The following is a 19,876-nucleotide window of genomic DNA, read 5'->3' on the forward strand; positions in this document are numbered from 1 at the left end:
ACCATGAGCCTTTCGATCAGTTGGAAACTCCCGGCAATACCCAACGCAGCCAGCGGCGTCGGTGCCTGGATTCAGGTCGCCCAAGCCGCCGAATATGCCGGCCTCGATGGCCTTTTCATCCCCAGCGGGCCCGGATACCCGGAGAGTTTCACCGTGGCGGCGGCGCTCTGCGCGCACACCTCGCGGCTGAAGCTGACCACCAGCCTGTCGACCGAAGTGATGTTGCCTGCCGCACTAGCGGCAGCCGCCCAGAGCCTGCAGTCGATCAGCCATGGTCGCCTGCAGCTGCATCTGCCTGACAGCGATCAGAACAGCGTTCGGCGAACCTTCGGTGAACTGCTCAATCGCGATCAGCGCAACGAGCGCATCGGCGAGTACCTGCATATCCTCAGCCACCTGCTGAAGCCAGACAGTGAGCCGCTGGATTTCTCCGGGCGCTACTTTCAACTGGAAAATGCCGGTCTGGCCCGTCGTGACATCACGCCTCCTCCACTGCTGCTGGATGACACCCTGAGCCCCCAGCTGATCGCCAGCCATGCTGGCCAATGCCTGCTGCAGGCCGATCATCCGCAGCGCCTGGCAGCCAATCTGCAGCGACTGCGTGACGCCGCCGGTCAACAGTCGCGGTCGCTGGGCTTCGCGACCCGACTGGGACTGATCGTGCGTGACGACGCCGAGCAAGCCTGGCGGGAGGCAGCGGCCTGGCTAGAGCGACAGTCGGCCAGCCCGCTGGCTATCGCCGGCTACGGTGACGCCCGGGTGGTCGGCCTGGCTAGCAACGCGGTAAGGCGCTTCGAGCTTTACCCAAACATCTGGCAGCCGGTTGCGGGCCTGCCACCGCTGCTGGTCGGCAGCATCGATCAGGTAGTCGCCAGGCTCGAAGAGCTGCATGCCGTGGGTATCGGTCATGTGCTGCTGGAATCCTGGCCATCGGTGCAGGAGATATTGCGCCTGGGCGAGCAGGTGCTGCCGCGCCTGAGAGCCAAGGGCATCGAGATTGGAGAATTCACTGCGTGCTGAGCCATAACCCCGCTGTCGAAGTGAACTGGTTTCTGCCCACCAATGGTGATGGCCGCCACCTGACCAGCAGCGGCTTGCCGCGTGCCGCACTGTTCCAGCAGGGCGACCGTGCACCAACCCTGGACTACCTAAGGCAGATCGTTCGCGCAGCGCAACTGAGCGCCTTCGACGCGATCATGATTCCCACCGCCAGTGGTTTCGAGGATCCGTGGCTGATCGCCTCGGTGCTCGCCCAGGAAGTCCAGAATCTGCGCTTCCTGCTGACCGTGCGGCCCGGGGCTGAGCTGCCCGCCTATACCCTGCACAAGGCCGCGACCCTGCAGCGGATCTGCGGCGACCGCCTGGCCTTGCACATCGTCACCGGTTCCAGTCGCTTCGAACAACGCGCTCTGGGCGACTTTCTCGAGCATGACGAGCGCTATGCGCGTACCGAGGAATTTCTCCAGCTGTTTCAGGCACTCTGGGCTGGTGAGGGACGCCACCATCAAGGTAGCCATTACCGAACCGGCCCCCTGGAACTGGAAACACCTGAAGGCCCACTGCCGGCGCTCTACTTCGGTGGTGCCTCCGCCGCGGCGCAGCGCGTGGCCGCCTGCCAGGCCCATGTCTACTTGATGTGGGGCGAACCGCCGGCCATGATCCAAGAACGCATCGGGCAGATGCGGGCGCAGGCGAGCAACGTCGGCCGCGAGCTGCGCTTTGGCCTGCGCATGCACATATTCACTGCTCCCAGCAGCGAACAGGCCTGGGCGAAGGTCGAGGGGCTGCTCAAGGAAATCCCCAGAAACGCCATCGAGCAGGCGCAGCAGCAGTTCGACACCTACGAGTCGGTGGGCCAGTCACGGCAGAACGAGCTGCACCGAGGCCGCCAGCTCGGCGCTCGGGAACTGGAAGTCTCGCCCAATCTCTGGGCGGGCGTCGGTCTGGTTAGGGGCGGCGCAGGCACTGCACTGGTCGGCAGTTACGATGAGGTAGTGGAACGACTCGAGGAGTATCGCAAGCTGGGCGTCAGCAGCTTCACCCTCTCCGGCTACCCGCACCTGGAAGAAGCCCTGCACCTGGGCAGTGAGTTGCTACCGCGCCTGAAGCGCCTACCCGGCTGGCAAGCGGCACCCATAAAGCTCTGAAAAAGGCGCCACTCAGCGTCCTTTGAGCAGCCCATGGTTGACCAGCAACGTGCGCATGGCGTTACGGGTGATACCCAGCAACGCGGCGCTGCGCACCTGGTTGTAGCTGGACCAGGTGTAAGCTTCGCGCACCAGCAACTCTTCCAGGTCCTTGAACAGCGACTCGCCCGGCACCTCGAACAGACGCTGGATCTGCTCGCGGATCACTTCCTGAGGCAAGCGTGGTACGCCACTGCCAACGCTCGAGTGGCGCGAGGCTGCCAACCCGCCACCGGAGAACTTGAGATCTTCCGGGCGGATGACCTTTCCTGTTGCCACCAGCAGCGCCAGGTGCACGATGTTTTCCAGCTCGCGAATATTGCCGGGCCAGGCGTAATCGAGCAGCGCAGTGACCGCTGCTTCTGAAAACATCGGCGGCGCGATCTTCATCCGCAGGCAGTAGCGATCACGGAAATGCTCGGCCAGTGGCAGCACGTCGAGAGGACGATCGCGCAGTGGCAGGACATCCACCCGTGCCACATTGATTCGGTAGAACAGGTCGAGCCGGAAGTTCTCGGCTTCGACAGCCTGCTCCAGATCCACGTTGGTGGCGGTAACCAGGCGAATATCCACCTTGATCGGTTTGCGCGAACCGACACGAACGATTTCCTGCTCCTGCAGCGCACGCAGCAATTTCACCTGCAAGGACAATGGCAGATCACCGATTTCGTCGAGGAACAGCGTGCCGCCGTCGGCCTCTTCGAACCAGCCGATGCGCCGCCCGGTGGCACCCGAAAAAGCGCCAGCCTCATGGCCGAACAGCTCGCTCTCGGCGAGGTTCTCGTTGATCGCCCCGCAGTTCACCGCAACGAAATTACCCTTGCGCCCGCTGGTGCGGTGCAGATGCCGAGCCACCAGTTCCTTGCCGGTGCCAGTTTCACCGTGAATCAGCACCGGAACGTCAGCCGGGCCCAGGCGCTGCAGATAGTCGAGCAGCTCCCGCGAACGCGGGTCGTTGAACACCAGCGCCTTGGCGCGGATGGACAGCGGCTGATCATCCCCTCCCGGGAGGGTCAGTACGGCAGATTGGTTCTCGGCAAGGCTTTTCATCCGTCGACTCTGGGCAGTTCGTTCTGGTTTAAAAGCACAATACTGATCAGCGACTTATAACAATAAATAATATATTTTTATATCCTAATAACCCTTATGCCATCTCGGCTTCTCCTTCGCCAGACACCAGAACCGCGCTCCAGAGCACCGCTCGGCCTCTGTCAGCCTGCATGGCTCCAGCGCCCGTGCAGCCACCTCGCCGCGGCATCGAGCAGAAAACCCAGCACACCGATCAACAGCACCATGGCCATCAGCTCCGAGTAGGCCAGGCGGTCGCGCGTGTCGAGGATGTAGTAACCCAGGCCGGCACTGACACCGAGCATCTCGCAGGGCACCAGCACGATCCAGAGAATGCCGATGGCCAGGCGCACGCCGGTCAGCACGTGGCCGACGATGCCGGGCAGGATCACCCGCAGCAGGGTTTCCCGGCGCGTCGCGCTGAGGCTGCGTGCCAACTGCAGCCAGCGGCTGTCGAGCTGCTTCACACCAGCGGCGGTATTGAGCAGGATCGGCCACACGGCGGCAAAGGCCAGCAGGAAGTAGATTGGCTGATCACCGACGCCCATCAGCATCACCGCGATGGGCATCCACGACAGTGGCGAGATCATGCGCAGGAACTGGAATGCCGGTGTGGTCGCCCATTCCAGATGACGCAGGCTGCCTACCAGCAAGCCCAGTGGCACGCCGATAAGTAATGCCAGGCCCAAGCCAATGAAAATGCGCCTGAGGCTCACCAATACGTGCTCGGCAAGCTCCGGGCGTTGAAGTAGTTCGATCAGGCTGACCAGGGTGGCCTGGGGCGTGAACAGCGCTGCCAAGCCCTCGCCACCGCTGAACAACGCCATCAGCAGCCACCACAAGCCGAACAGGCTAAACAGACCGAGTACGCCAAGCCCCCAGGGCCCGGCGTGTGTGCGTAGCAGGTTGATCAAACGGTAATCTCCTCGACCCGCTCGAAGCTGTCCGGCGCACCGAATGCCTTGAGGCCACCAACCGACTCGATGGCCGTGCGTACGAAACGATCATCGACCAGATCGCGGGCTGTGGCGGCCGGGTCGAGGCTGGCGAGAAAGCCATTATTGCCTTCGATCAGGGTGCCCTTCAGGCGACGAACCAGTTCCTCGGTGTAGCTGGGGAACGGATAGGGCTGGAAGTCGATGCGCTTGTCGGCCCAGTCACCATGCTGAATGGCGCCGCTGGCCAGGTAGGCTTCACGCTCGCTGGCTGCCGGGGCCAGAACCTGCCTGAGCACTTGCGGGGTGTGCGGCGTGTAGCGATTGCTGCCGTCCTTGGACAGCAACTGCGCGGCCTCTTCGCGATGGTCACGGGTCCACAACTGCGCTTTGACGATGGCGTTGACGACCTTCTGCGACCACTCCGGTCGGTTGTTCAGGTCGTGTTCATGCATGAACACCACGCAGCAGGCGTGATTGCGCCACACATCGCCGGTGAAGCGCTGGATACGGCCGACCTTGAGGTTTTCCGCCAGGGCGTTGAACGGCTCGGCGACGATGTAGCCGGCGATACGCTTGCTGGCCAGGGCTGGCGGCATGTCCGAAGGTGCCAGCACGATCAGGTTGACCTCATTGGCGGCGAGGTTGGCAGTGGTCGCCTTGCTCACCGCCGTCAGGCCGGCGTCACGCAGCAGCTGTTGCACCACTACGTTATGAATCGAATACCAGAACGGGATGGCGACGGTCTTGCCGCCCAGTTGCTTCACATCGGTAATATCCGGCGCCACGGTCAGGCCGGAGCCGCCGACATGGTTCCAGGCCACGACCTTGGCTGGCACCTTGCTGCCGTATCGTGCCCAGACGGTCATCGGCGATAGCAGGTGAATGACGTTCACCTGGCCGGAGATGAACGCCTCGATCACCTGGGCCCAGCTACGCAACAGCACCGGGCGTTCGGACTTGATGCCTTCGGCCTCGAACAGGCCGTTGTTGTGCGCCACCAGCAGCGGCGTGGCGTCGGTGATCGGCAGGTAGCCGATGCGCACCGGCGCGTCGGGCTCGCTGGCCGCCCGCGCCTGCAGGCTGTTCAGCAAAGGCAATGCGCCGGCTGCGGTCAGCAGCGTGGCGAGTTTGAGAATGTCACGTCGGGAATGGGTCGGATCGTCCAGGCACATGTTGTGGCTCCTGCAGGGGTGAGGGTGCGTGATCGCGGCTCGCCCGCCGTAGGGTTTTGAGGATGTCGACGCGTAGCGCGCCAAGCTCGTCGACCAGATCCGCACGCGGGTGCGGCAGGTCGATGTGCCACTCGCCCAACGTGCGCGCCGGGGTGTCGCCCAGTAGCAGAATACGTTCGGAGAGCAGCAGCGCTTCATCGATGTCATGGGTGATCAGCACGGCTGCGGTGCGCTGTTCACGGATGATTTTCAGCAGCAACTGCTGCATCTGCGCCCGGGTCACTTCGTCCAGGGCGCCAAAGGGTTCGTCGAGCAGCAGTACATGCGGCTCGCGCGCCAGGCAGCGGGCCAGCGCAGTGCGCTGCGCCATGCCACCTGAAAGCTCCGCCGGATAGCGGCCGCGAGCCTGGCTCAGGCCCACCGCGGCGATGGCGCGATCGATCAGCGCCTCGCGCTGGGCTGCCTCACGGCGTGGCTGCCGAGTGAAATCCAGGCCGAAGGCGACGTTCTTTTCCAACGTCAGCCAGGGCAACAGCGACGGATCCTGAAAGGCCACCGCCACCCGCGGATGAGGGCCACGCAAGGTTTCGCCGAACAGCTCCACCCTGCCCTGGCCCGGCTGCTGCAACCCGGCCAACACCCGCAGCAGGCTGGACTTGCCTACGCCGCTGGGGCCAAGAATGCTCACCACCTCGCCAGCCTGCAGATCGAGCTGAAACCCTTCGAGCACTTGCTGCCAGCCTGTGCCCTGCGGGTAAGCAAGACCGATGTCCCGGGCCTGCAGTACCGTGCTCACGCAGACACCTGCGCGGCTTTCTTCTGCAGTTCGGCGCGCAGTTGTACCAGGCTGGGGGTCACCACCGGCACGAAGGCCGATTCTCGCCAGCGCCTGGCAAAACCATCGCCATGAGGCTGCAGATAGGCGCGCCCACCACTGGCCTGCAGTTCCAGTTGCAGAGCTTCGGCCACGCGCTCGGCCAGGCCGATGCGCAGGGCGAACAGCGCCGATGGCTGAGCGAGGAAGGTACCGTCATGCAGCCCCTGTTCCAGGCGCAGGCGTTCGAGGCTCAGGGTGCTCGCCAGTTGTTCGTATTCGCCATGCAGGATCGAGCGCTGCGCCAGCGCCCCACGTACCTCGGCCAGGGCGCGCTGTGCCAGGCCAATCGACAGCCCGCACTGCAGGCCCAGGAACGCCGGGCGTACCTGCGGAAGAAAGCGCCGCGCGTCAGCAGCGATCAGCCATTCACGCGGCAGCTGCGCCTGATGCAATTGCAGCGCAGCGGTGTTGCTGGACTGCAGGCCGAGCAGTTGCAAGTCTTCACTGCGCTCGACACCGCTCAGATCTCCCGGAAATGCCGCCACGAACGGCTGGGCACCCGGCAGATCGATTGCTGCCGCCACCACGAAACCGCTCTTGCGCAGGTTGGTGACCCAGGGCAGCCGTCCATTCAGCGTCCAGCCGTCACGGGTGGGCGTAGCACTGACGCCCAGCTCCTCGATCCCCGACAGGTACTTCATGGCATTCGACAGCCCGGTGGCGCCGGCCTGTTCGCCATTGAGCAGCGCAGGCAGCAGGCGCTCGCTCAGCGCCGGATTGTCGCCCTGCAGCAGATACTCGATGAACGCCCGCTGACCCCAGAACACGAAGGCGGCCGTCAGTGAATGGCTGGCTACATCGGCGACCGCGCGCAAAGCGTCGACCACATGGCCACCTTCGCCGCCCAGCGCTTTCGGCACGCCAAGGCGCAGCACACCGGCAGCCGCCAGTTGCGGCAGCACGGCCTCGGCATCGCACTGGCCGCAGTCCAGCGAACCGGCCTGTTCGTCGAGCCAGCGGCTCAGGTTGGCATCCAGCATGGCGAAACCTCCTCTGCGGCTCACGCGCCGGCCTGATCCCAACGATAACGCTCCAGTTCCGGGTTGAGCGGCGTGTGGGCGAAGCTGTTGGCGAAGTTGCACAAGGTGGCCAGGCTCACCCCGAGAATCACCTCCAAGGCCTGGCCCTCGGTGAAGCCTGCCTCGAGAAAGGCCTGGTACGCCGCGTCGCTGACATTGCCGCGGGTGGCGATGACCTCGCGGGTGAACTGAGCGAGGGTTTCGTAACGGGCATCCGGCAGCTCGCCGCGGGCACGTAGCGCTTCGACGACCTCGGCAGGCAGCTTGGCCTTGTTGCTGGCGACCGCCGTGTGGCCGGCAACGCAGAAGGCGCAGCCGTGGGTGGTCGCGGCGATCAGCTGAATCACCTCGCGCTCGGCGAGGCCCAGGCTGGCCTTGCCATTCAGGCCGGAGACGGTGACGTAGGTTTCCAGTGCGGCCGGCGCATTGGCGAGCACCGCCAGCAGGTTGGGAACGAACCCGGAAGCGGCCTGGGCGTTGCGCAGAAAAGGCTGGGCCTCTACGGGAGCGGTTTCCACGGTATGCAAGGTCACGCGAGACATGGGATAACTCCAGGGTTGAGCGAATTGCCATCCATTTTCTTGGTTATAAGAAAACCCAACAATATGAGAAAGTCGCTATTACTTGCTCTTGAGTCTTTTCATTAGATGAATTCGTCCCTGCCCCCTTTTGAATGGTTATTAGAGAGCCTGGAGCTGGACGCCAGCCTGTTTCATGTCGGCCGTTATTGCGGCAACTGGCAGGCCAGTACTCATGGCCTGGCCAGAGCCAGTTTCCATGTGCTGTTGCACGGCGACTGCTGGCTGCACCTCGACGAGGGCGTCGAGCCCGTGGAGCTGCGTGCGGGCGATGCCGTGTTCCTGCTCCATGACATTCACTATCGCCTGTCCAATGCAGCGGATGCCGATGCTGCGCGCTGCAGCCCCAAGGTCGCGATGCAACCGCTGCAGCAACAGGCCCGTGAGGGTGTCGGTCTGGTTTGCGGATTCTTCCATTTCCGCCCTGGCCTGAGCAGCCTGATCCTGCAGGCGTTGCCAGCCTTTCTGGTACTGCGTGCCGGTGATCCATCGCTGAGTGCGGCGCGCAGGCTGTTCGAGCTGATTCTCGACGAGTGCGCGCGCGGCGATGGCCCTTCCGATGCCTTCCTCGAACGGCTCAGTCACCTGCTGTTTCTCTACGTCCTGCGCGAACAAGGCCAGGCCGAGCAACTCGGAGGCCTGCTGGGCCTGGCGCGTCAGCCCCAGTTCAGCGCGCTGATCGAACAGCTCATCGCGCGCCCCGAACACAGCTGGCCCATGGAGGAAATGGCCAGCTACACCGGGCTGTCGCGCTCGGCGTTTTGCAAGCGCTTTCAGGAACTCTCGGGAACCTCGCCCGGGCAGATGCTGATCAGCCTGCGGATTCGTCAGGCCACCCGCCTACTCAAGCAAGGAGTCGCCGTGGCAGACGTCGCCGAAGCCGTGGGCTATCAGTCGGTCGCGGCCTTCACTCGGGCGTTCGCCAAGGTCACCGGCATATTGCCAGGAGCATTTCGCAAACAGTTCAACGGTGCTACGACACCCTAGAAATAAAAACGCCGACAGAAGCGAGGCTTCTGTCGGCGTTTTGGTCAGCGAGGGTGAGCTCGCAGCGTTTTAAAAAGCCGGGACTACAGCACCGGAGTACTTCTTCTCGATAAAGGCTTTCACGTCCGGGCTGGTCAGTGCGTCAGCCAGTTTCTTGATGCTTTCGCTGTTCTGGTTGTCCGGGCGTGCTACCAGGTAGTTCACGTACGGCGAATCCTTGTTTTCCAGCACCAAGGCATCCTTGTTCGGATTGAGCTTGGCTTCCAGCGCATAGTTGGTGTTGATCAGCGCCAGGTCGACCTGATCCAGCACGCGAGGCAGCATGGCCGCTTCGAGCTGCTTGAACTTGAAGTTGTGCGGGTTGGTGGCCAGATCCTTCGGCGTTGCCTGGATGTTGGCCGGGTCTTTCAGGGTCAGCAGACCCGCGTGTTGCAGCAGTTGCAGCGCACGGCCACTGTTGCTGGCCTCGTTGGGGATGGCGATGGTGGCGCCGTCCGGCAATTCTTTCAGGCTCTTGTACTTGCGCGAATAGCCGCCGAAGGGCTCGACGTGTACGCCCTTGACGATCACCAGGTGGGTGCCGCGGCTTTCATTGAAGCTGTCCAGATACGGTTTGGTCTGGAAGTAGTTGGCATCGAGTTGCTTCTGCTCGACCTGCAGGTTGGGCTGCACGTAATCAGTGAAAACCTTGATCTGCAGATCAATGCCCTGCTCGGCCAGCTTCGGCTTGATCAGCTCGAGAATCTCGGCATGGGGAACCGGCGTTGCCGCTACGGTGAGTTTTTCAGCGGCGAATGCCTGGGTAGCCAGGACGGAGGCCAATGCAGCCAACAGAAGCGTTTTTTTCATGATTATTCTCGGTAGTTGCCGGTGGATCGACATCGGCATGGTGGTGGTCGGCCGCACAGGGTAGGACGGCGCGCTGAAGATACGGCGCACAGATATACGATGAAAATACTTTTAATTCATTCCTATATTTCTTTTGAGAATAAGCAGAAGCTTACGCACTTGTTGTGTTTCGGGCTGTCACTTCTAAAGTGATATTCATCCTCCTTTTCGGCAGTGAATCCCCCCATGATCAGTGAAGCTCTGAGCCGATTCGAGCGTCTCGAACTGGTACCCCATGCCACCCCGCTGCAGCACTTGGTGCGGCTCTCACACCACATAGGCCGGGACATATACGTCAAACGTGATGACCTCACCCTGTTTGCCCTTGGCGGCAACAAGGCGCGCAAATTGGAGTATCTCGGGGCCGATGCATTGACGCAGCAAGCCGATACGCTGATCACTGCGGGTGCGATCCAGTCCAATCACGTACGCCAGACTGCGGCACTGGCTGCCAAGCTAGGCCTGGCCTGCGTCGCCTTGCTGGAAAACCCTATCGATACCCAGGAGCAGAATTACCTGCACAACGGCAACCGTCTGCTGCTGGATCTGTTCGGCACGCGAGTGGAAATTGTCGACAACCTGGAAGAGCCGGACATCATGCTGATGGCCAAGGCAGATCGCCTGCGTGCCACCGGCAAGCACCCTTACGTGATCCCTATTGGCGGATCCAATGCGCTGGGTACGTTGGGCTACGTCAAGGCTGGGCTAGAGTTCGCTGAGCAAGTCAATGCGCTGGGCCTCGATAGCGGCACTGTGGTACTGGCTTCCGGGAGCGGCGCAACTCATGCGGGCATGGCGCTGGCGTTAGCCCATGTTCTGCCCGATTGGCGTGTACTCGGCATTACCGTCTCGCGGCCTGCTGACTTGCAACGCCCCAAAATACTGGGATTGGTGCAACGAACCGCCGAACTGCTGGGCATCAGCGTGCCGGATAATTTGTCCATCGAGCTGTGGGATGAGTATTACGGCCCCCGCTACGGCGAACCGAATACCGGTACACTCGATGCGATTCGTCTGCTTGCCAGCAGCCAGGGACTGCTGCTCGATCCGGTTTACACCGGCAAGGCATTTGCTGGGCTGCTGGACGGCGTACAGAAAGGGGAGTTTGCAGAAGGTAAGCCGATCGTATTCCTGCATACCGGCGGTGCTCCGGCATTGTTTGCCTACCAATCCTTGACGCCATAATTGGCATATGCAAATAATTTTTTATTATTTTATCGAATAAACCTAGAACGATTAGAGTGCCGCACTTCCGCACACAACAAGACAGAGGCTCAGCTATGACATTCGCAACATTGCGTCGCCAGTTCCTTATCGGCAGTTTCGGTCTGGCCCTCTGCGCCGGCCTCGGTAGCCAGGCATTTGCTGCCGATGATCTGCAGAAGATCAAGGACAGCGGCAGCATCAAGGTGGGCCTCGAAGGCACTTATCCGCCCTTCAACTTCCAGGACGAAAGCGGCAAGCTCGCTGGTTTCGAGGTGGATTTCTCCGAAGCGCTGGCCAAAGAGCTGGGCGTGAAGGTCAGCTTTCAACCGACCAAGTGGGACGGCATTCTGGCCTCTCTGGAATCGGGTCGCATCGACATAGTGGTCAATCAGGTCACCATCTCGGACGAGCGCAAGAAGAAGTACGATTTCTCCACGCCTTATACCGTCTCGGGGATTCAGGCCCTGACCCGGAAAAGTGACGCTGAGGGCGTGAAGAGCGCGGCGGATCTGGCAGGCAAGAAGGTCGGTGTCGGCCTGGGCACCAACTATGAGCAGTGGCTGAAGGAAAACGTCCCGCAGGCAGATATCCGCACTTACGATGATGATCCGACCAAGTTCCAGGACCTCAATGTTGGTCGCATCGATGTGGTTCTGGTCGATCGCCTGGCAGCATTCGAAATGGTCGCCAAGACGGGTGACCGTATGGCCGTTGCTGGCGACGCATTCTCCCGCCAGGAATCGGGGATCGCACTGCGCAAAGGCAATCCCGAGCTGCTTGCGGCCATCAACAAGGCCATTGAAAAGCTGCGCGCTGACGGCACCTTGAAACAGCTCTCTGAAAAATGGTTCAAGGCTGACGTCACTCAATGATGCAAGACAACCTCCAGTTGGTACTGGATTCCTTACCTTTCCTGCTCAAGGGAGCAGTCTGGACGATCGTCCTGAGCCTTGGCGGCATGTTTTTCGGCACGCTGCTGGGCTTCGGCCTCGCGCTGCTCAGGCTCTACGCCATCGCGCCGCTGGGCTGGTTCGCCAGGGTGTACATCTCGTTTTTCCGGGGTACACCGCTGCTGGTGCAGCTGTTCATCATCTACTTCGGCTTGCCTGAGCTGGGATTGCAACTGGAGCCACTGACTGCGGCTCTGATTGGCTTTTCTCTGAACATGGCGGCCTACGTTGCAGAGATCATGCGCGCGGCCATCGCCTCGATCGATCGCGGCCAGTGGGAAGCAGCGGCCAGCATTGGCATGAGCAAGACTCAGACGATGCTGCGCGCCATCCTGCCTCAGGCCGCACGCACTGCCCTGCCACCGCTGGGTAACAGCTTTATCTCGCTGGTCAAGGACACCGCGCTGGCGGCCACCATTCAGGTACCGGAGCTGTTCCGTCAGGCACAGTTGATCACTGCCCGCACGTACGAGGTCTTTACCATGTACCTCGCGGCAACCCTGATCTACTGGATACTCTCCAGCGTATTGGCGCATCTGCAAAACCGATTGGAAGCGCGGGTCAACCGCCACGAGGCGGAAAACTGATGGCCCTACCGGACACGAGCAGCAGCATGATCACCGTTCGCAACCTGACCAAGGCCTTCAAGGGCCAGACCGTTCTCAACGGCATCGACCTGAATATCGCAGCCGGCGAAGTGGTGGCTATCATCGGCCCTAGCGGCTCGGGCAAGACCACCCTGCTGCGCTGCCTCAACCTGCTGGAAACACCGGACGGCGGCAGCATTCGCGTGGGTGAGATCGAGATCGACGCCAGCAAGCCGATGGGCCAGCAGCAGGGGCTGATTCGCAAGCTGCGTCAGCACGTGGGTTTCGTGTTCCAGAACTTCAATCTGTTCCCGCACCGCACCGCGCTGGAAAACATCATCGAAGGCCCGGTGGTGGTGAAGAAACAATCGCGCAACGTGGCCATCGAGCGCGGCCGGCAGCTGTTGGCGAAGGTCGGTCTGACGGGTAAGGAAGACGCCTTCCCGAAGCGTTTGTCAGGCGGCCAGCAGCAGCGCGTGGCGATTGCCCGTGCGCTGGCCATGGAACCGGACGTGATCCTGTTCGACGAACCCACCTCGGCGCTGGATCCGGAACTGGTCGGTGAAGTGCTGGCGACCATCCGCGCCCTGGCCGAGGAGCAGCGTACCTTGGTGATCGTCACCCATGAGATGGGTTTTGCTCGCGACGTGGCCAACCGCGTCATCTTCATCGACAAGGGCGTAATCGTCGAACAGGGCGATGCCCGCGAACTGCTCAGCACGCCCAAACAGGCACGCACCCAGCAGTTTCTCAGCAAGTTTCTCGGCGATGCGCTGAAGTGATCTAGCGGCTTCGCTATCGATAGTTACCGAGGGTAATAGGCGTCCCACAGACGGTTGCGAAACTTGTAGGTGGGATCCAACTGGCGTTTGAGCGCGAAGTATTCCGGCGCCCGCGGGTAAGCCTGGAGGAATTGCTCGCGGCTGGCGTGAATCTGATAAGGCAGGTAATGCCGCCCCCCACAGCGCAGGGCGGCGGCGATCAGATCCCGAGTCCAGGCTGCGGATTTCTGCCGTTCGCCGTCTGAGCTGCCCTGCCGGTAGTAGAGCACCAGAGCGAAGACCTCCTCGGGAGCCCAGCTCAACACGGTATCCGGGTCAGCCTTGGCATGGCGAATGGAGACGTTGATCAGCGTGGCCTGATGCTGATGGGTCAGGCGCGCCAGCTCGCCGATGAAGCGTTCCAGCTGCGCCGGCGGTACGAAATACTCTTGCAGCACATAACTGAAGCCCGGGCCGGATATCGGTTCCAACTCGCTGACATCGAGGCTGGCCTCATGGTTGCGCCACTGCACCTTGGGGCTGCGGAACAGCAGCGGATCAAACGCCGCTTCACGCAGTTTGATGCCCGAGGATGATCCACTAAGACGAATCCCCGCGCGCTGTATAGGGCTCCCCTGCTGCCTGGGGCTCAGCCGCTGCGCTTCGGTCAAGGCAGACTCGGTGCGCCGGTAGGAAACGGCCCGCACCGTGGAGAAGTCATCGGGATAGAGAATGCCATTGTGCATCACCAGATCCGCCTGGGAGGCTACCTCGCGATAGAACCAAGGGCGATAGTCCTGCAGGGGCATGACCTGGCTTTCTCTGGCGATGCGCGTGTTCTCCACCAGGCCCAGCGTGGCCTCGACTATCACCCCAAGGCCACCATAGCCACCAATCACACCATGGAACAGCGCAGCGTTGTGGCTAGGACTGGCGTCCACCACACGGCCATCGGCGAGCACCACGCGGATGCCCCGCACCGAACCAGCGATCGGCCCCTCGCCCACGTAACGGCCATGCACATTGACCGACAGCGAACCACCCACCGTGAAGTTGGCGTAGGACTGCATGATCTGCGGCGAGAGGTCGTACGGGTCGACGTATTCGAGTATGGCGCGCCAGGTGATACCGCTTTGCACGCGAATTTCCCGGCGCTCGGCGGAGAACTCGAGCACCTGATCGAGCCCGCGCATGTCCAGTTGCAGCGCGCCGTCCGAGGCCGTCTGCCCACCCATGCTGTAACGACCGCCGCCGATACTGACTGGCCCGACATGACTGCGCAGCGCCTCGACGACATCCTGCTCGCTACGCGGCACGACGACCTGCTCGACGACGACCGGGTTGAGGCCGGTGACGTCATTGACCACCTCTTCAGCGCAGACGCCCAGGCTCAGCACGCACAGACACAGGAGCAAACGATGCATCGACCTTCCTTGGTGAACACAAATGGGTAACAGCGTTATCGAGAAGCCTGCCGCGCCCTGACGCGCAAACGTATCAGTCGCGGTCGAGCAGGTGGAACCGAGGTAGCGAGAAGTGCCAGCGGATCGCTGCCAGACGGATCACCAGCACAACCAGCATGGCAATGCCGGTATCCAGCCAGTGCGGCGTTTCCAGCATACGCAGCAGCACGAAGGTCACCGCGCCGGCCAGGCAGGCGGTGGCGTAGATCTCCTTTTTGAAGATCAGCGGGATCTCGTTGCAGATCACGTCACGCATCACCCCACCGGCGACACCGGTCATCACCCCCATGATCACCGCCGTGCTGGACGGCATCGCGTACTGCAGGGCGACTTCGGTACCGATCACGGTGAACACCGCCAGGCCGAAGGCATCGGCGATCAGCAGGCCCTTTTCGTGGATCGGCTGGGTCAGGCGCACCCAGATCACCGTACCCACAGCAGCCAGCGAAGCGACCAGAATGTAGGTGTCGTTGCGAATCCAGCTGACCGGATGATTATCGAGGATCACATCGCGCAGCGTACCGCCGCCGAGTGCGGTGATGATGGCGATCACCAGCACACCGAACAGATCCATGGACTTGCGCCCCGCCATCAGCGCGCCGGTGATGGCGAATACCGCCACCCCGAACAAATCCGCAAGGTAAAACAGCTGGCTCATCGACAAGTCAGTTCACCGGCGTACGCAGGGTGACGAATTCCTCTGCAGCGCTTGGGTGAACGCCGATGGTTTCGTCGAACACCTGCTTGGTCGCCCCAGCCTTGATGGCGACCGCCAGGCCCTGGACGATCTCGCCGGCATCCGGGCCGACCATGTGGCAGCCCAGCACGCGATCGGTATCGGCATCGACCACCAGTTTCATCAAGGTGCGCTCATCGCTTTCGGTCAGGGTCAGTTTCATCGGCCGGAAGCGGCTTTCGAAGATCTTCACCTGGTGGCCGGCCTCGCGAGCCTGTTCCTCCGTCAGCCCCACCGTGCCGATGTTCGGCAGGCTAAACACCGCAGTCGGGATGTTCTGATAATCGACCTTGCGGTACTCCTCCGGCTTGAACAGACGACGCGCAACGGCCATCCCTTCGGCCAGGGCCACGGGCGTCAATTGCACGCGACCGATCACGTCACCGATGGCGAGGATCGACGGCGCCGTGGTCTGGTACTCGTCATCGACCTTGATATAGCCCTTGTCATCCAGGCTGACGGCGGTGTTTTCCAGCCCCAGGTTATCAAGCATCGGACGACGCCCGGTGGCGTAGAAGATGCAATCGGCCTGCAGAATGCGGCCATCCTTCAAGGTGGCTTGCAGGCTGCCGTCGGCCTGCTTGTCGATTCGCGCGATGTCGGTGTTGAACTGCACGTCCAGGCCGCGCTTGCCGAGTTCTTCATGCAGGTGCGTGCGCAGGGAATTGTCGAAGCCACGCAGGAACAGCTCACCGCGATACAGCAGCGACGTCTGCGCGCCGAGGCCATTGAAGATCGAAGCGAACTCCACGGCGATATAACCGCCGCCCACCACCAGTACGCGCTTGGGCAGCTCTTCAAGGAAGAACGCCTGGTTGGAGTTGATTGCGTGCTCATGCCCCGGAATATCGGGGATATGCGGCCAGCCACCAGTGGCTATAAGGATGCGTTCGGCGCTGTAGGTCTTGCCGTCGACTTCGACGCTGTGCTCGTCGAGCAGCCGCGCATGGCCTTCGAGCAGGGTTACGCCACTGCCCACCAGCAGCTTGCGGTAGATGCCGTTGAGGCGCTCGATTTCGCGGTTCTTGTTGGCGATCAGCGTCGGCCAGCTGAACTTGGCCTCGCCGGGCGTCCAGCCAAAACCCTGCGCCTGCTCGAACTCATCGGCGAACTGCGCGCCGTACACCAGCAGCTTTTTCGGCACGCAACCCACGTTGACGCAGGTGCCGCCCAGATAACGGCTTTCAGCCACCGCCACACGGGCGCCGTAGCCCGCGGAGAAGCGCGCCGCACGTACACCGCCGGAACCGGCACCGATTACAAAGAGATCGAAATCGTAGGTCATCACAGCCTCCTGAACAGATGCAAAGCATACCGTAAACGAAGCGCCCTGCCCGCCTGGCACATGGCGCAAACTTATCCTCAAGGCGGCCTGTCTAGTCTCGATAGAACAAGGAGCTACTTATGCGCCCGATCCTCACACACCTGGCATTGCACGTTCCGGATTTGCAGGCCTGCATCGACTTTTATGAAGACTTCTGTGGCATGCACGTCATCCACCGTCGGCCCGGCAAGGGATCGCAGATCGTGTGGATGGCGGAGCCTGGTCGCGAGAGCGAATTCATCTTCGTGATCATGCCCGGTGGCGAGCCACGACGCCTGTCGGCCAACGATTACAGCCACTTCGGCTTCGCCCTGCAGAGCCGCGAGGAAGTCGACGCCATCACCGCCAAGGCACAGGCTGCTGGCTGCCTGATCTGGGCACAACGCGACGAGCCCTACCCGGTTGGCTATTACTGCGGCGTCAAGGATCCCGCAGGCCACTACATCGAGTTCAGCTACGGCCAACCGCTGGGGCCAGGCGCCAAGCCGATCAACGAAAGCTGAATATGAAAAAACCGCCCGAAGGCGGTTTTTCTGTCAGCCAGTCCTATCAGCGAGCGATTAGCCCTTGCCAGTCTTGTAGAGGTGCTCGTAGCAGAAGTTGGTCGCCTCGATATAGCCCTCGGCGCCGCCGCAGTCGAAACGCTGGCCCTTGAATTTGTAGGCCAGTACGCAACCGTCTTGTGCCTGCTTCATCAGCGCGTCGGTGATCTGGATTTCACCGCCCTTGCCCGGCTCGGTCTTCTCGATCAGTTCGAAGATGTCCGGCGTCAGGATGTAACGACCGATGATCGCGAGGTTCGACGGAGCGTCTTCCGGCTTCGGCTTCTCGACCATGCTGTTAACGCGGAAGATATCGTCGCGAATCGTCTCGCCGGCGATCACACCGTACTTGTGGATCTCTTCCATCGGCACTTCCTGCACCGCCACGATCGAGCAGCGAAACTGGTTGTACAGCTTGACCATCTGGGTCAGCACGCTGTCGCCTTCGAGGTTCAGGCACAGGTCATCGGCCAGTACCACGGCGAACGGCTCGTCACCGATCAGCGGGCGGCCACTGAGAATCGCGTGGCCCAGGCCCTTCATCTCCACCTGGCGGGTGTAGGAGAAGGTGCAGTTGTCGATCAGGCGGCGAATACCGACTAGGTATTTTTCCTTGTCGGTATTGCGGATCTGCTCTTCCAGCTCGTAGCTGATATCGAAGTGGTCTTCCAGGGCGCGCTTACCGCGGCCCGTCACCATGGCAATCTCGTTGAGGCCAGCCGACAGCGCTTCCTCCACGCCGTACTGGATCAACGGCTTGTTCACGATCGGCAGCATTTCCTTGGGCATAGCCTTGGTTGCCGGGAGAAAACGAGTGCCGTAGCCAGCGGCGGGAAACAAGCATTTCTTGATCATGGAAGTCCCTGAATGAGAGAGGGTTATCGACGCCGAAGCAGTTTATCAGGACGCCCGCGGCTTACAACGGCAGGACGTTAATCACCTAAAACGTTTGCTCAGCCAGGCAGTCACAAACTATGAAACCCACCGCAACGCGAGGTTCGCATGTCCATTGACAATGATTTGAAGAAAGAGGTTCTCACCCGCCTGCTGCACGCTCACCCTGCCGGCCTGGGCAAGGAGGTTCTGGATAACTTCCGTGGCGAACATGCGGTCGCCGATACGCTCAAGCACTTGCAGGACAGCGGTCTTATCCACGATGGCGCCGTTTCGGGCACTGCTGGTGAACTGTCCCTCAACTACCCCATCAAGCTCAGCTCATCAGGTGTCGAGACGGCCAAACAGCTCGACGCGTGATCCGCCGCTGGCCGATCACCACGTTTGATTGAGCTTTGCCAACAACGCCGTTTTCTCGCCCTGAGAAAACGGCGTTTTCGTCTCTACCGCCCGCTCGATATCGGCACGATCCACGCTCGCAAATGCTGTACACTCCCGCGCCGCGCCAAGCCGGGACAGGCATTGCAGAGCCCTCGCCTGCATCTGCAGCCCGCCAAGTACCGCTCGTGCAGCCGCTCGCCGAAACCGGCGGGCCGATCACTCAATACTCTCCGGAACACGCCCGATGAAACACACCGCGACTTCCCTGCTGCTGGCGGGCAGCCTGCTGACTCCTGTCCAAGCCATGGCTGACCTTCTGCTGTGGCAGGACAACAGCCTGACCTACCTCAACGGCATCGACTTCAAGATCGACCCGCCTCGCCAGCAGACGCTGACTTTCGAGCACGCCAGCGGCTGGAGCTTCGGTGACCTGTTTCTGTTCGTCGACGGCATCAAGTACAACACCGAGGCCACCAATGGTGCAGGCGACGGGCACACTTTCTACGGTGAGATCAGCCCACGCCTGTCGTTCGGCAAGATCAGCGGCAGCGACCTGTCGTTCGGCCCGGTGAAGGATGTACTGCTGTCCGCCACCTACGAGTTCGGTGAAGACGATGTCGACGCCTACCTGCTAGGCCCGGCCATCGACCTGGCAATTCCCGGTTTCGACTATTTCCAGCTCAACACCTACCTGCGCCGCCCCGACGGCAAGCGCGACGGCCGTAATGTCTGGCAGATCACCCCCGTGTGGAGCTACACCGTGCCGGTCGGCAATTCCGACCTGGTGATCGACGGCTTCATCGACTGGGTGGTCGACAACGACGACAGCTACCACGCCAACCTGCACATCAACCCGCAGATCAAATACGACCTGGCCAAGGCCATGGGCTGGGGCAAGAAGTTCTACGTGGGCGTCGAATACGACTACTGGAAGCACAAGTACGGCATCGACAACGACAGCCCGTTGGGCGACGAAGTACTGGGCGGCACCAACCAGAGCGCCATCAGTCTGCTGGTGAAGGCTCACTTCTAAGTGGTTGTAGGTCTTGCTGCCGGTAAAACGGCGGCAAGGCTACGCACGCTCCAATCATTGGTTCGTGACGGGAGTGATCTGGAATAACAGAGAGGATCGCACGGAGGGAGTGCAGCATGGCTGCCGCAGATGGTGCCCCGAGCCGGAATCGAACCGGCAAGACCTTGCGGTCGGCAGATTTTAAGTCTGCTGTGTTTACCAATTTCACCATCGGGGCGGCGAAATATGCGAGGGCTGGACTATATACACCCCCAGGCGGCGCTGCAAGGTTAAACGGCGCAATAAA

The 19,876-nt window shown here is 61.6% G+C and carries 21 protein-coding genes and 1 tRNA gene; 10 read left to right on the forward strand and 12 right to left on the reverse strand.

Going from position 1 to position 19,876, the window contains the following annotated elements; translation table 11 throughout:
• Positions 1-3: 3 nt before the first annotated feature.
• Together K5Q02_RS16845 and K5Q02_RS16850 are read left to right on the forward strand one after the other, a co-directional pair.
• Positions 4-1,020, forward strand: a complete 1,017-nt coding sequence (locus tag K5Q02_RS16845) for an LLM class flavin-dependent oxidoreductase (protein ID WP_225832401.1) — start codon at positions 4-6, stop codon at positions 1,018-1,020.
• Positions 1,014-2,147, forward strand: a complete 1,134-nt coding sequence (locus K5Q02_RS16850) for an LLM class flavin-dependent oxidoreductase (protein ID WP_225832403.1) — start codon at positions 1,014-1,016, stop codon at positions 2,145-2,147. Before K5Q02_RS16845 ends, K5Q02_RS16850 begins: the two co-directional genes overlap by 7 nt.
• A 12-nt stretch (positions 2,148-2,159) precedes the next feature.
• Here the strand turns inward: K5Q02_RS16850 and K5Q02_RS16855 are convergent, their stop codons facing one another.
• The 6 genes from K5Q02_RS16855 to K5Q02_RS16880 form a co-directional block, all read right to left on the reverse strand.
• Positions 2,160-3,236, reverse strand: coding sequence for a sigma-54 interaction domain-containing protein (locus K5Q02_RS16855; RefSeq protein ID WP_225832405.1), 1,077 nt, complete (start codon positions 3,234-3,236; stop codon positions 2,160-2,162).
• Positions 3,237-3,397: 161 nt separating this feature from the next.
• A complete protein-coding gene (locus tag K5Q02_RS16860) occupies positions 3,398-4,159 on the reverse strand; it encodes an ABC transporter permease (RefSeq protein WP_225839717.1) in 762 nt (253 codons plus the stop codon).
• A gap of 5 nt (positions 4,160-4,164) precedes the next feature.
• Positions 4,165-5,364 (reverse strand): ABC transporter substrate-binding protein, encoded by a 1,200-nt coding sequence (locus tag K5Q02_RS16865; protein ID WP_225832407.1) that lies wholly within the window; start codon positions 5,362-5,364, stop codon positions 4,165-4,167.
• Positions 5,330-6,160, reverse strand: a complete 831-nt coding sequence (locus tag K5Q02_RS16870; protein ID WP_225832409.1) for an ABC transporter ATP-binding protein — start codon at positions 6,158-6,160, stop codon at positions 5,330-5,332. Before K5Q02_RS16870 ends, K5Q02_RS16865 begins: the two co-directional genes overlap by 35 nt.
• Positions 6,157-7,221: an acyl-CoA dehydrogenase family protein gene (locus tag K5Q02_RS16875; RefSeq protein WP_225832411.1), complete on the reverse strand. Its 1,065-nt coding sequence runs from the start codon at positions 7,219-7,221 to the stop codon at positions 6,157-6,159. Before K5Q02_RS16875 ends, K5Q02_RS16870 begins: the two co-directional genes overlap by 4 nt.
• Positions 7,222-7,241: 20 nt before the next feature.
• Positions 7,242-7,802: a carboxymuconolactone decarboxylase family protein gene (locus tag K5Q02_RS16880; RefSeq protein WP_225832413.1), complete on the reverse strand. Its 561-nt coding sequence runs from the start codon at positions 7,800-7,802 to the stop codon at positions 7,242-7,244.
• Between the two features lie 105 nt (positions 7,803-7,907).
• On the opposite strand from K5Q02_RS16880, the gene K5Q02_RS16885 reads away from it, so the two are divergent.
• On the forward strand, positions 7,908-8,825 hold the full coding sequence (locus K5Q02_RS16885; RefSeq protein ID WP_225832415.1) for an AraC family transcriptional regulator: 918 nt from the start codon (positions 7,908-7,910) through the stop codon (positions 8,823-8,825).
• 69 nt (positions 8,826-8,894) lie between these two features.
• Here K5Q02_RS16885 and K5Q02_RS16890 read toward each other — a convergent pair whose 3' ends face one another.
• The gene (locus K5Q02_RS16890; protein WP_225832416.1) at positions 8,895-9,674 is read right to left on the reverse strand and encodes a MetQ/NlpA family ABC transporter substrate-binding protein; all 780 of its coding nucleotides are present in this window, start codon (positions 9,672-9,674) and stop codon (positions 8,895-8,897) included.
• A gap of 225 nt (positions 9,675-9,899) precedes the next feature.
• Between K5Q02_RS16890 and K5Q02_RS16895 the strand changes: the two genes are divergently transcribed.
• From K5Q02_RS16895 to tcyN, 4 genes are all read left to right on the forward strand, one after another.
• Complete coding sequence (locus K5Q02_RS16895; protein WP_225832418.1) at positions 9,900-10,898, forward strand: D-cysteine desulfhydrase; 999 nt, start codon at positions 9,900-9,902, stop codon at positions 10,896-10,898.
• Between the two features lie 95 nt (positions 10,899-10,993).
• Positions 10,994-11,791: a cystine ABC transporter substrate-binding protein gene (gene tcyJ / locus K5Q02_RS16900; RefSeq protein ID WP_225832419.1), complete on the forward strand. Its 798-nt coding sequence runs from the start codon at positions 10,994-10,996 to the stop codon at positions 11,789-11,791.
• On the forward strand, positions 11,788-12,456 hold the full coding sequence (tcyL, locus tag K5Q02_RS16905) for a cystine ABC transporter permease (RefSeq protein WP_225832421.1): 669 nt from the start codon (positions 11,788-11,790) through the stop codon (positions 12,454-12,456). Before tcyJ ends, tcyL begins: the two co-directional genes overlap by 4 nt.
• A 26-nt stretch (positions 12,457-12,482) precedes the next feature.
• Positions 12,483-13,238, forward strand: a complete 756-nt coding sequence (gene tcyN, locus K5Q02_RS16910) for an L-cystine ABC transporter ATP-binding protein TcyN (protein WP_225832423.1) — start codon at positions 12,483-12,485, stop codon at positions 13,236-13,238.
• Positions 13,239-13,261: 23 nt separating this feature from the next.
• Here tcyN and K5Q02_RS16915 read toward each other — a convergent pair whose 3' ends face one another.
• From K5Q02_RS16915 to gorA, 3 genes are all read right to left on the reverse strand, one after another.
• Positions 13,262-14,641, reverse strand: coding sequence for an FAD-binding protein (locus K5Q02_RS16915; protein ID WP_225832424.1), 1,380 nt, complete (start codon positions 14,639-14,641; stop codon positions 13,262-13,264).
• Positions 14,642-14,714: 73 nt separating this feature from the next.
• The gene (locus tag K5Q02_RS16920) at positions 14,715-15,338 is read right to left on the reverse strand and encodes a trimeric intracellular cation channel family protein (protein ID WP_225832425.1); all 624 of its coding nucleotides are present in this window, start codon (positions 15,336-15,338) and stop codon (positions 14,715-14,717) included.
• Between the two features lie 7 nt (positions 15,339-15,345).
• Positions 15,346-16,701, reverse strand: coding sequence for a glutathione-disulfide reductase (gene gorA, locus K5Q02_RS16925; RefSeq protein ID WP_225832427.1), 1,356 nt, complete (start codon positions 16,699-16,701; stop codon positions 15,346-15,348).
• Positions 16,702-16,820: 119 nt separating this feature from the next.
• On the opposite strand from gorA, the gene K5Q02_RS16930 reads away from it, so the two are divergent.
• Complete coding sequence (locus K5Q02_RS16930) at positions 16,821-17,243, forward strand: VOC family protein (RefSeq protein WP_225832429.1); 423 nt, start codon at positions 16,821-16,823, stop codon at positions 17,241-17,243.
• A gap of 57 nt (positions 17,244-17,300) precedes the next feature.
• Here K5Q02_RS16930 and galU read toward each other — a convergent pair whose 3' ends face one another.
• On the reverse strand, positions 17,301-18,137 hold the full coding sequence (gene galU, locus K5Q02_RS16935; protein ID WP_225832430.1) for a UTP--glucose-1-phosphate uridylyltransferase GalU: 837 nt from the start codon (positions 18,135-18,137) through the stop codon (positions 17,301-17,303).
• Positions 18,138-18,284: 147 nt separating this feature from the next.
• On the opposite strand from galU, the gene K5Q02_RS16940 reads away from it, so the two are divergent.
• Both K5Q02_RS16940 and K5Q02_RS16945 read left to right on the forward strand, forming a co-directional pair.
• Positions 18,285-18,536 (forward strand): hypothetical protein, encoded by a 252-nt coding sequence (locus K5Q02_RS16940; RefSeq protein ID WP_042554594.1) that lies wholly within the window; start codon positions 18,285-18,287, stop codon positions 18,534-18,536.
• 265 nt (positions 18,537-18,801) lie between these two features.
• Positions 18,802-19,590, forward strand: a complete 789-nt coding sequence (locus tag K5Q02_RS16945) for an outer membrane protein OmpK (RefSeq protein ID WP_225832432.1) — start codon at positions 18,802-18,804, stop codon at positions 19,588-19,590.
• Positions 19,591-19,720: 130 nt separating this feature from the next.
• Here the strand turns inward: K5Q02_RS16945 and K5Q02_RS16950 are convergent.
• A tRNA-Leu gene (locus K5Q02_RS16950) sits at positions 19,721-19,807 on the reverse strand.
• Between the last annotated feature and the right edge of the window lie 69 nt (positions 19,808-19,876).

The organism is Pseudomonas sp. MM211 (assembly GCF_020386635.1).
GTDB lineage: Bacteria > Pseudomonadota > Gammaproteobacteria > Pseudomonadales > Pseudomonadaceae > Aquipseudomonas.

What these genes read in the sequence shown, in the direction of transcription:
- K5Q02_RS16865 (WP_225832407.1), bottom strand. Translation starts at nt 5,364, where the DNA reads ATGTGCCTGGACGATCCGACCCATTCCCGACGTGACATTCTCAAACTC.
- K5Q02_RS16895 (WP_225832418.1), top strand. Translation starts at nt 9,900, where the DNA reads ATGATCAGTGAAGCTCTGAGCCGATTCGAGCGTCTCGAACTGGTACCC.
- K5Q02_RS16930 (WP_225832429.1), top strand. Translation starts at nt 16,821, where the DNA reads ATGCGCCCGATCCTCACACACCTGGCATTGCACGTTCCGGATTTGCAG.
- K5Q02_RS16945 (WP_225832432.1), top strand. Translation starts at nt 18,802, where the DNA reads ATGAAACACACCGCGACTTCCCTGCTGCTGGCGGGCAGCCTGCTGACT.
- K5Q02_RS16875 (WP_225832411.1), bottom strand. Translation starts at nt 7,221, where the DNA reads ATGCTGGATGCCAACCTGAGCCGCTGGCTCGACGAACAGGCCGGTTCG.
- gorA (WP_225832427.1), bottom strand. Translation starts at nt 16,701, where the DNA reads ATGACCTACGATTTCGATCTCTTTGTAATCGGTGCCGGTTCCGGCGGT.
- K5Q02_RS16885 (WP_225832415.1), top strand. Translation starts at nt 7,908, where the DNA reads ATGAATTCGTCCCTGCCCCCTTTTGAATGGTTATTAGAGAGCCTGGAG.
- K5Q02_RS16940 (WP_042554594.1), top strand. Translation starts at nt 18,285, where the DNA reads ATGTCCATTGACAATGATTTGAAGAAAGAGGTTCTCACCCGCCTGCTG.
- galU (WP_225832430.1), bottom strand. Translation starts at nt 18,137, where the DNA reads ATGATCAAGAAATGCTTGTTTCCCGCCGCTGGCTACGGCACTCGTTTT.
- K5Q02_RS16845 (WP_225832401.1), top strand. Translation starts at nt 4, where the DNA reads ATGAGCCTTTCGATCAGTTGGAAACTCCCGGCAATACCCAACGCAGCC.
- K5Q02_RS16890 (WP_225832416.1), bottom strand. Translation starts at nt 9,674, where the DNA reads ATGAAAAAAACGCTTCTGTTGGCTGCATTGGCCTCCGTCCTGGCTACC.
- tcyL (WP_225832421.1), top strand. Translation starts at nt 11,788, where the DNA reads ATGATGCAAGACAACCTCCAGTTGGTACTGGATTCCTTACCTTTCCTG.
- K5Q02_RS16855 (WP_225832405.1), bottom strand. Translation starts at nt 3,236, where the DNA reads ATGAAAAGCCTTGCCGAGAACCAATCTGCCGTACTGACCCTCCCGGGA.
- tcyJ (WP_225832419.1), top strand. Translation starts at nt 10,994, where the DNA reads ATGACATTCGCAACATTGCGTCGCCAGTTCCTTATCGGCAGTTTCGGT.
- tcyN (WP_225832423.1), top strand. Translation starts at nt 12,483, where the DNA reads ATGATCACCGTTCGCAACCTGACCAAGGCCTTCAAGGGCCAGACCGTT.
- K5Q02_RS16880 (WP_225832413.1), bottom strand. Translation starts at nt 7,802, where the DNA reads ATGTCTCGCGTGACCTTGCATACCGTGGAAACCGCTCCCGTAGAGGCC.
- K5Q02_RS16920 (WP_225832425.1), bottom strand. Translation starts at nt 15,338, where the DNA reads ATGAGCCAGCTGTTTTACCTTGCGGATTTGTTCGGGGTGGCGGTATTC.
- K5Q02_RS16915 (WP_225832424.1), bottom strand. Translation starts at nt 14,641, where the DNA reads ATGCATCGTTTGCTCCTGTGTCTGTGCGTGCTGAGCCTGGGCGTCTGC.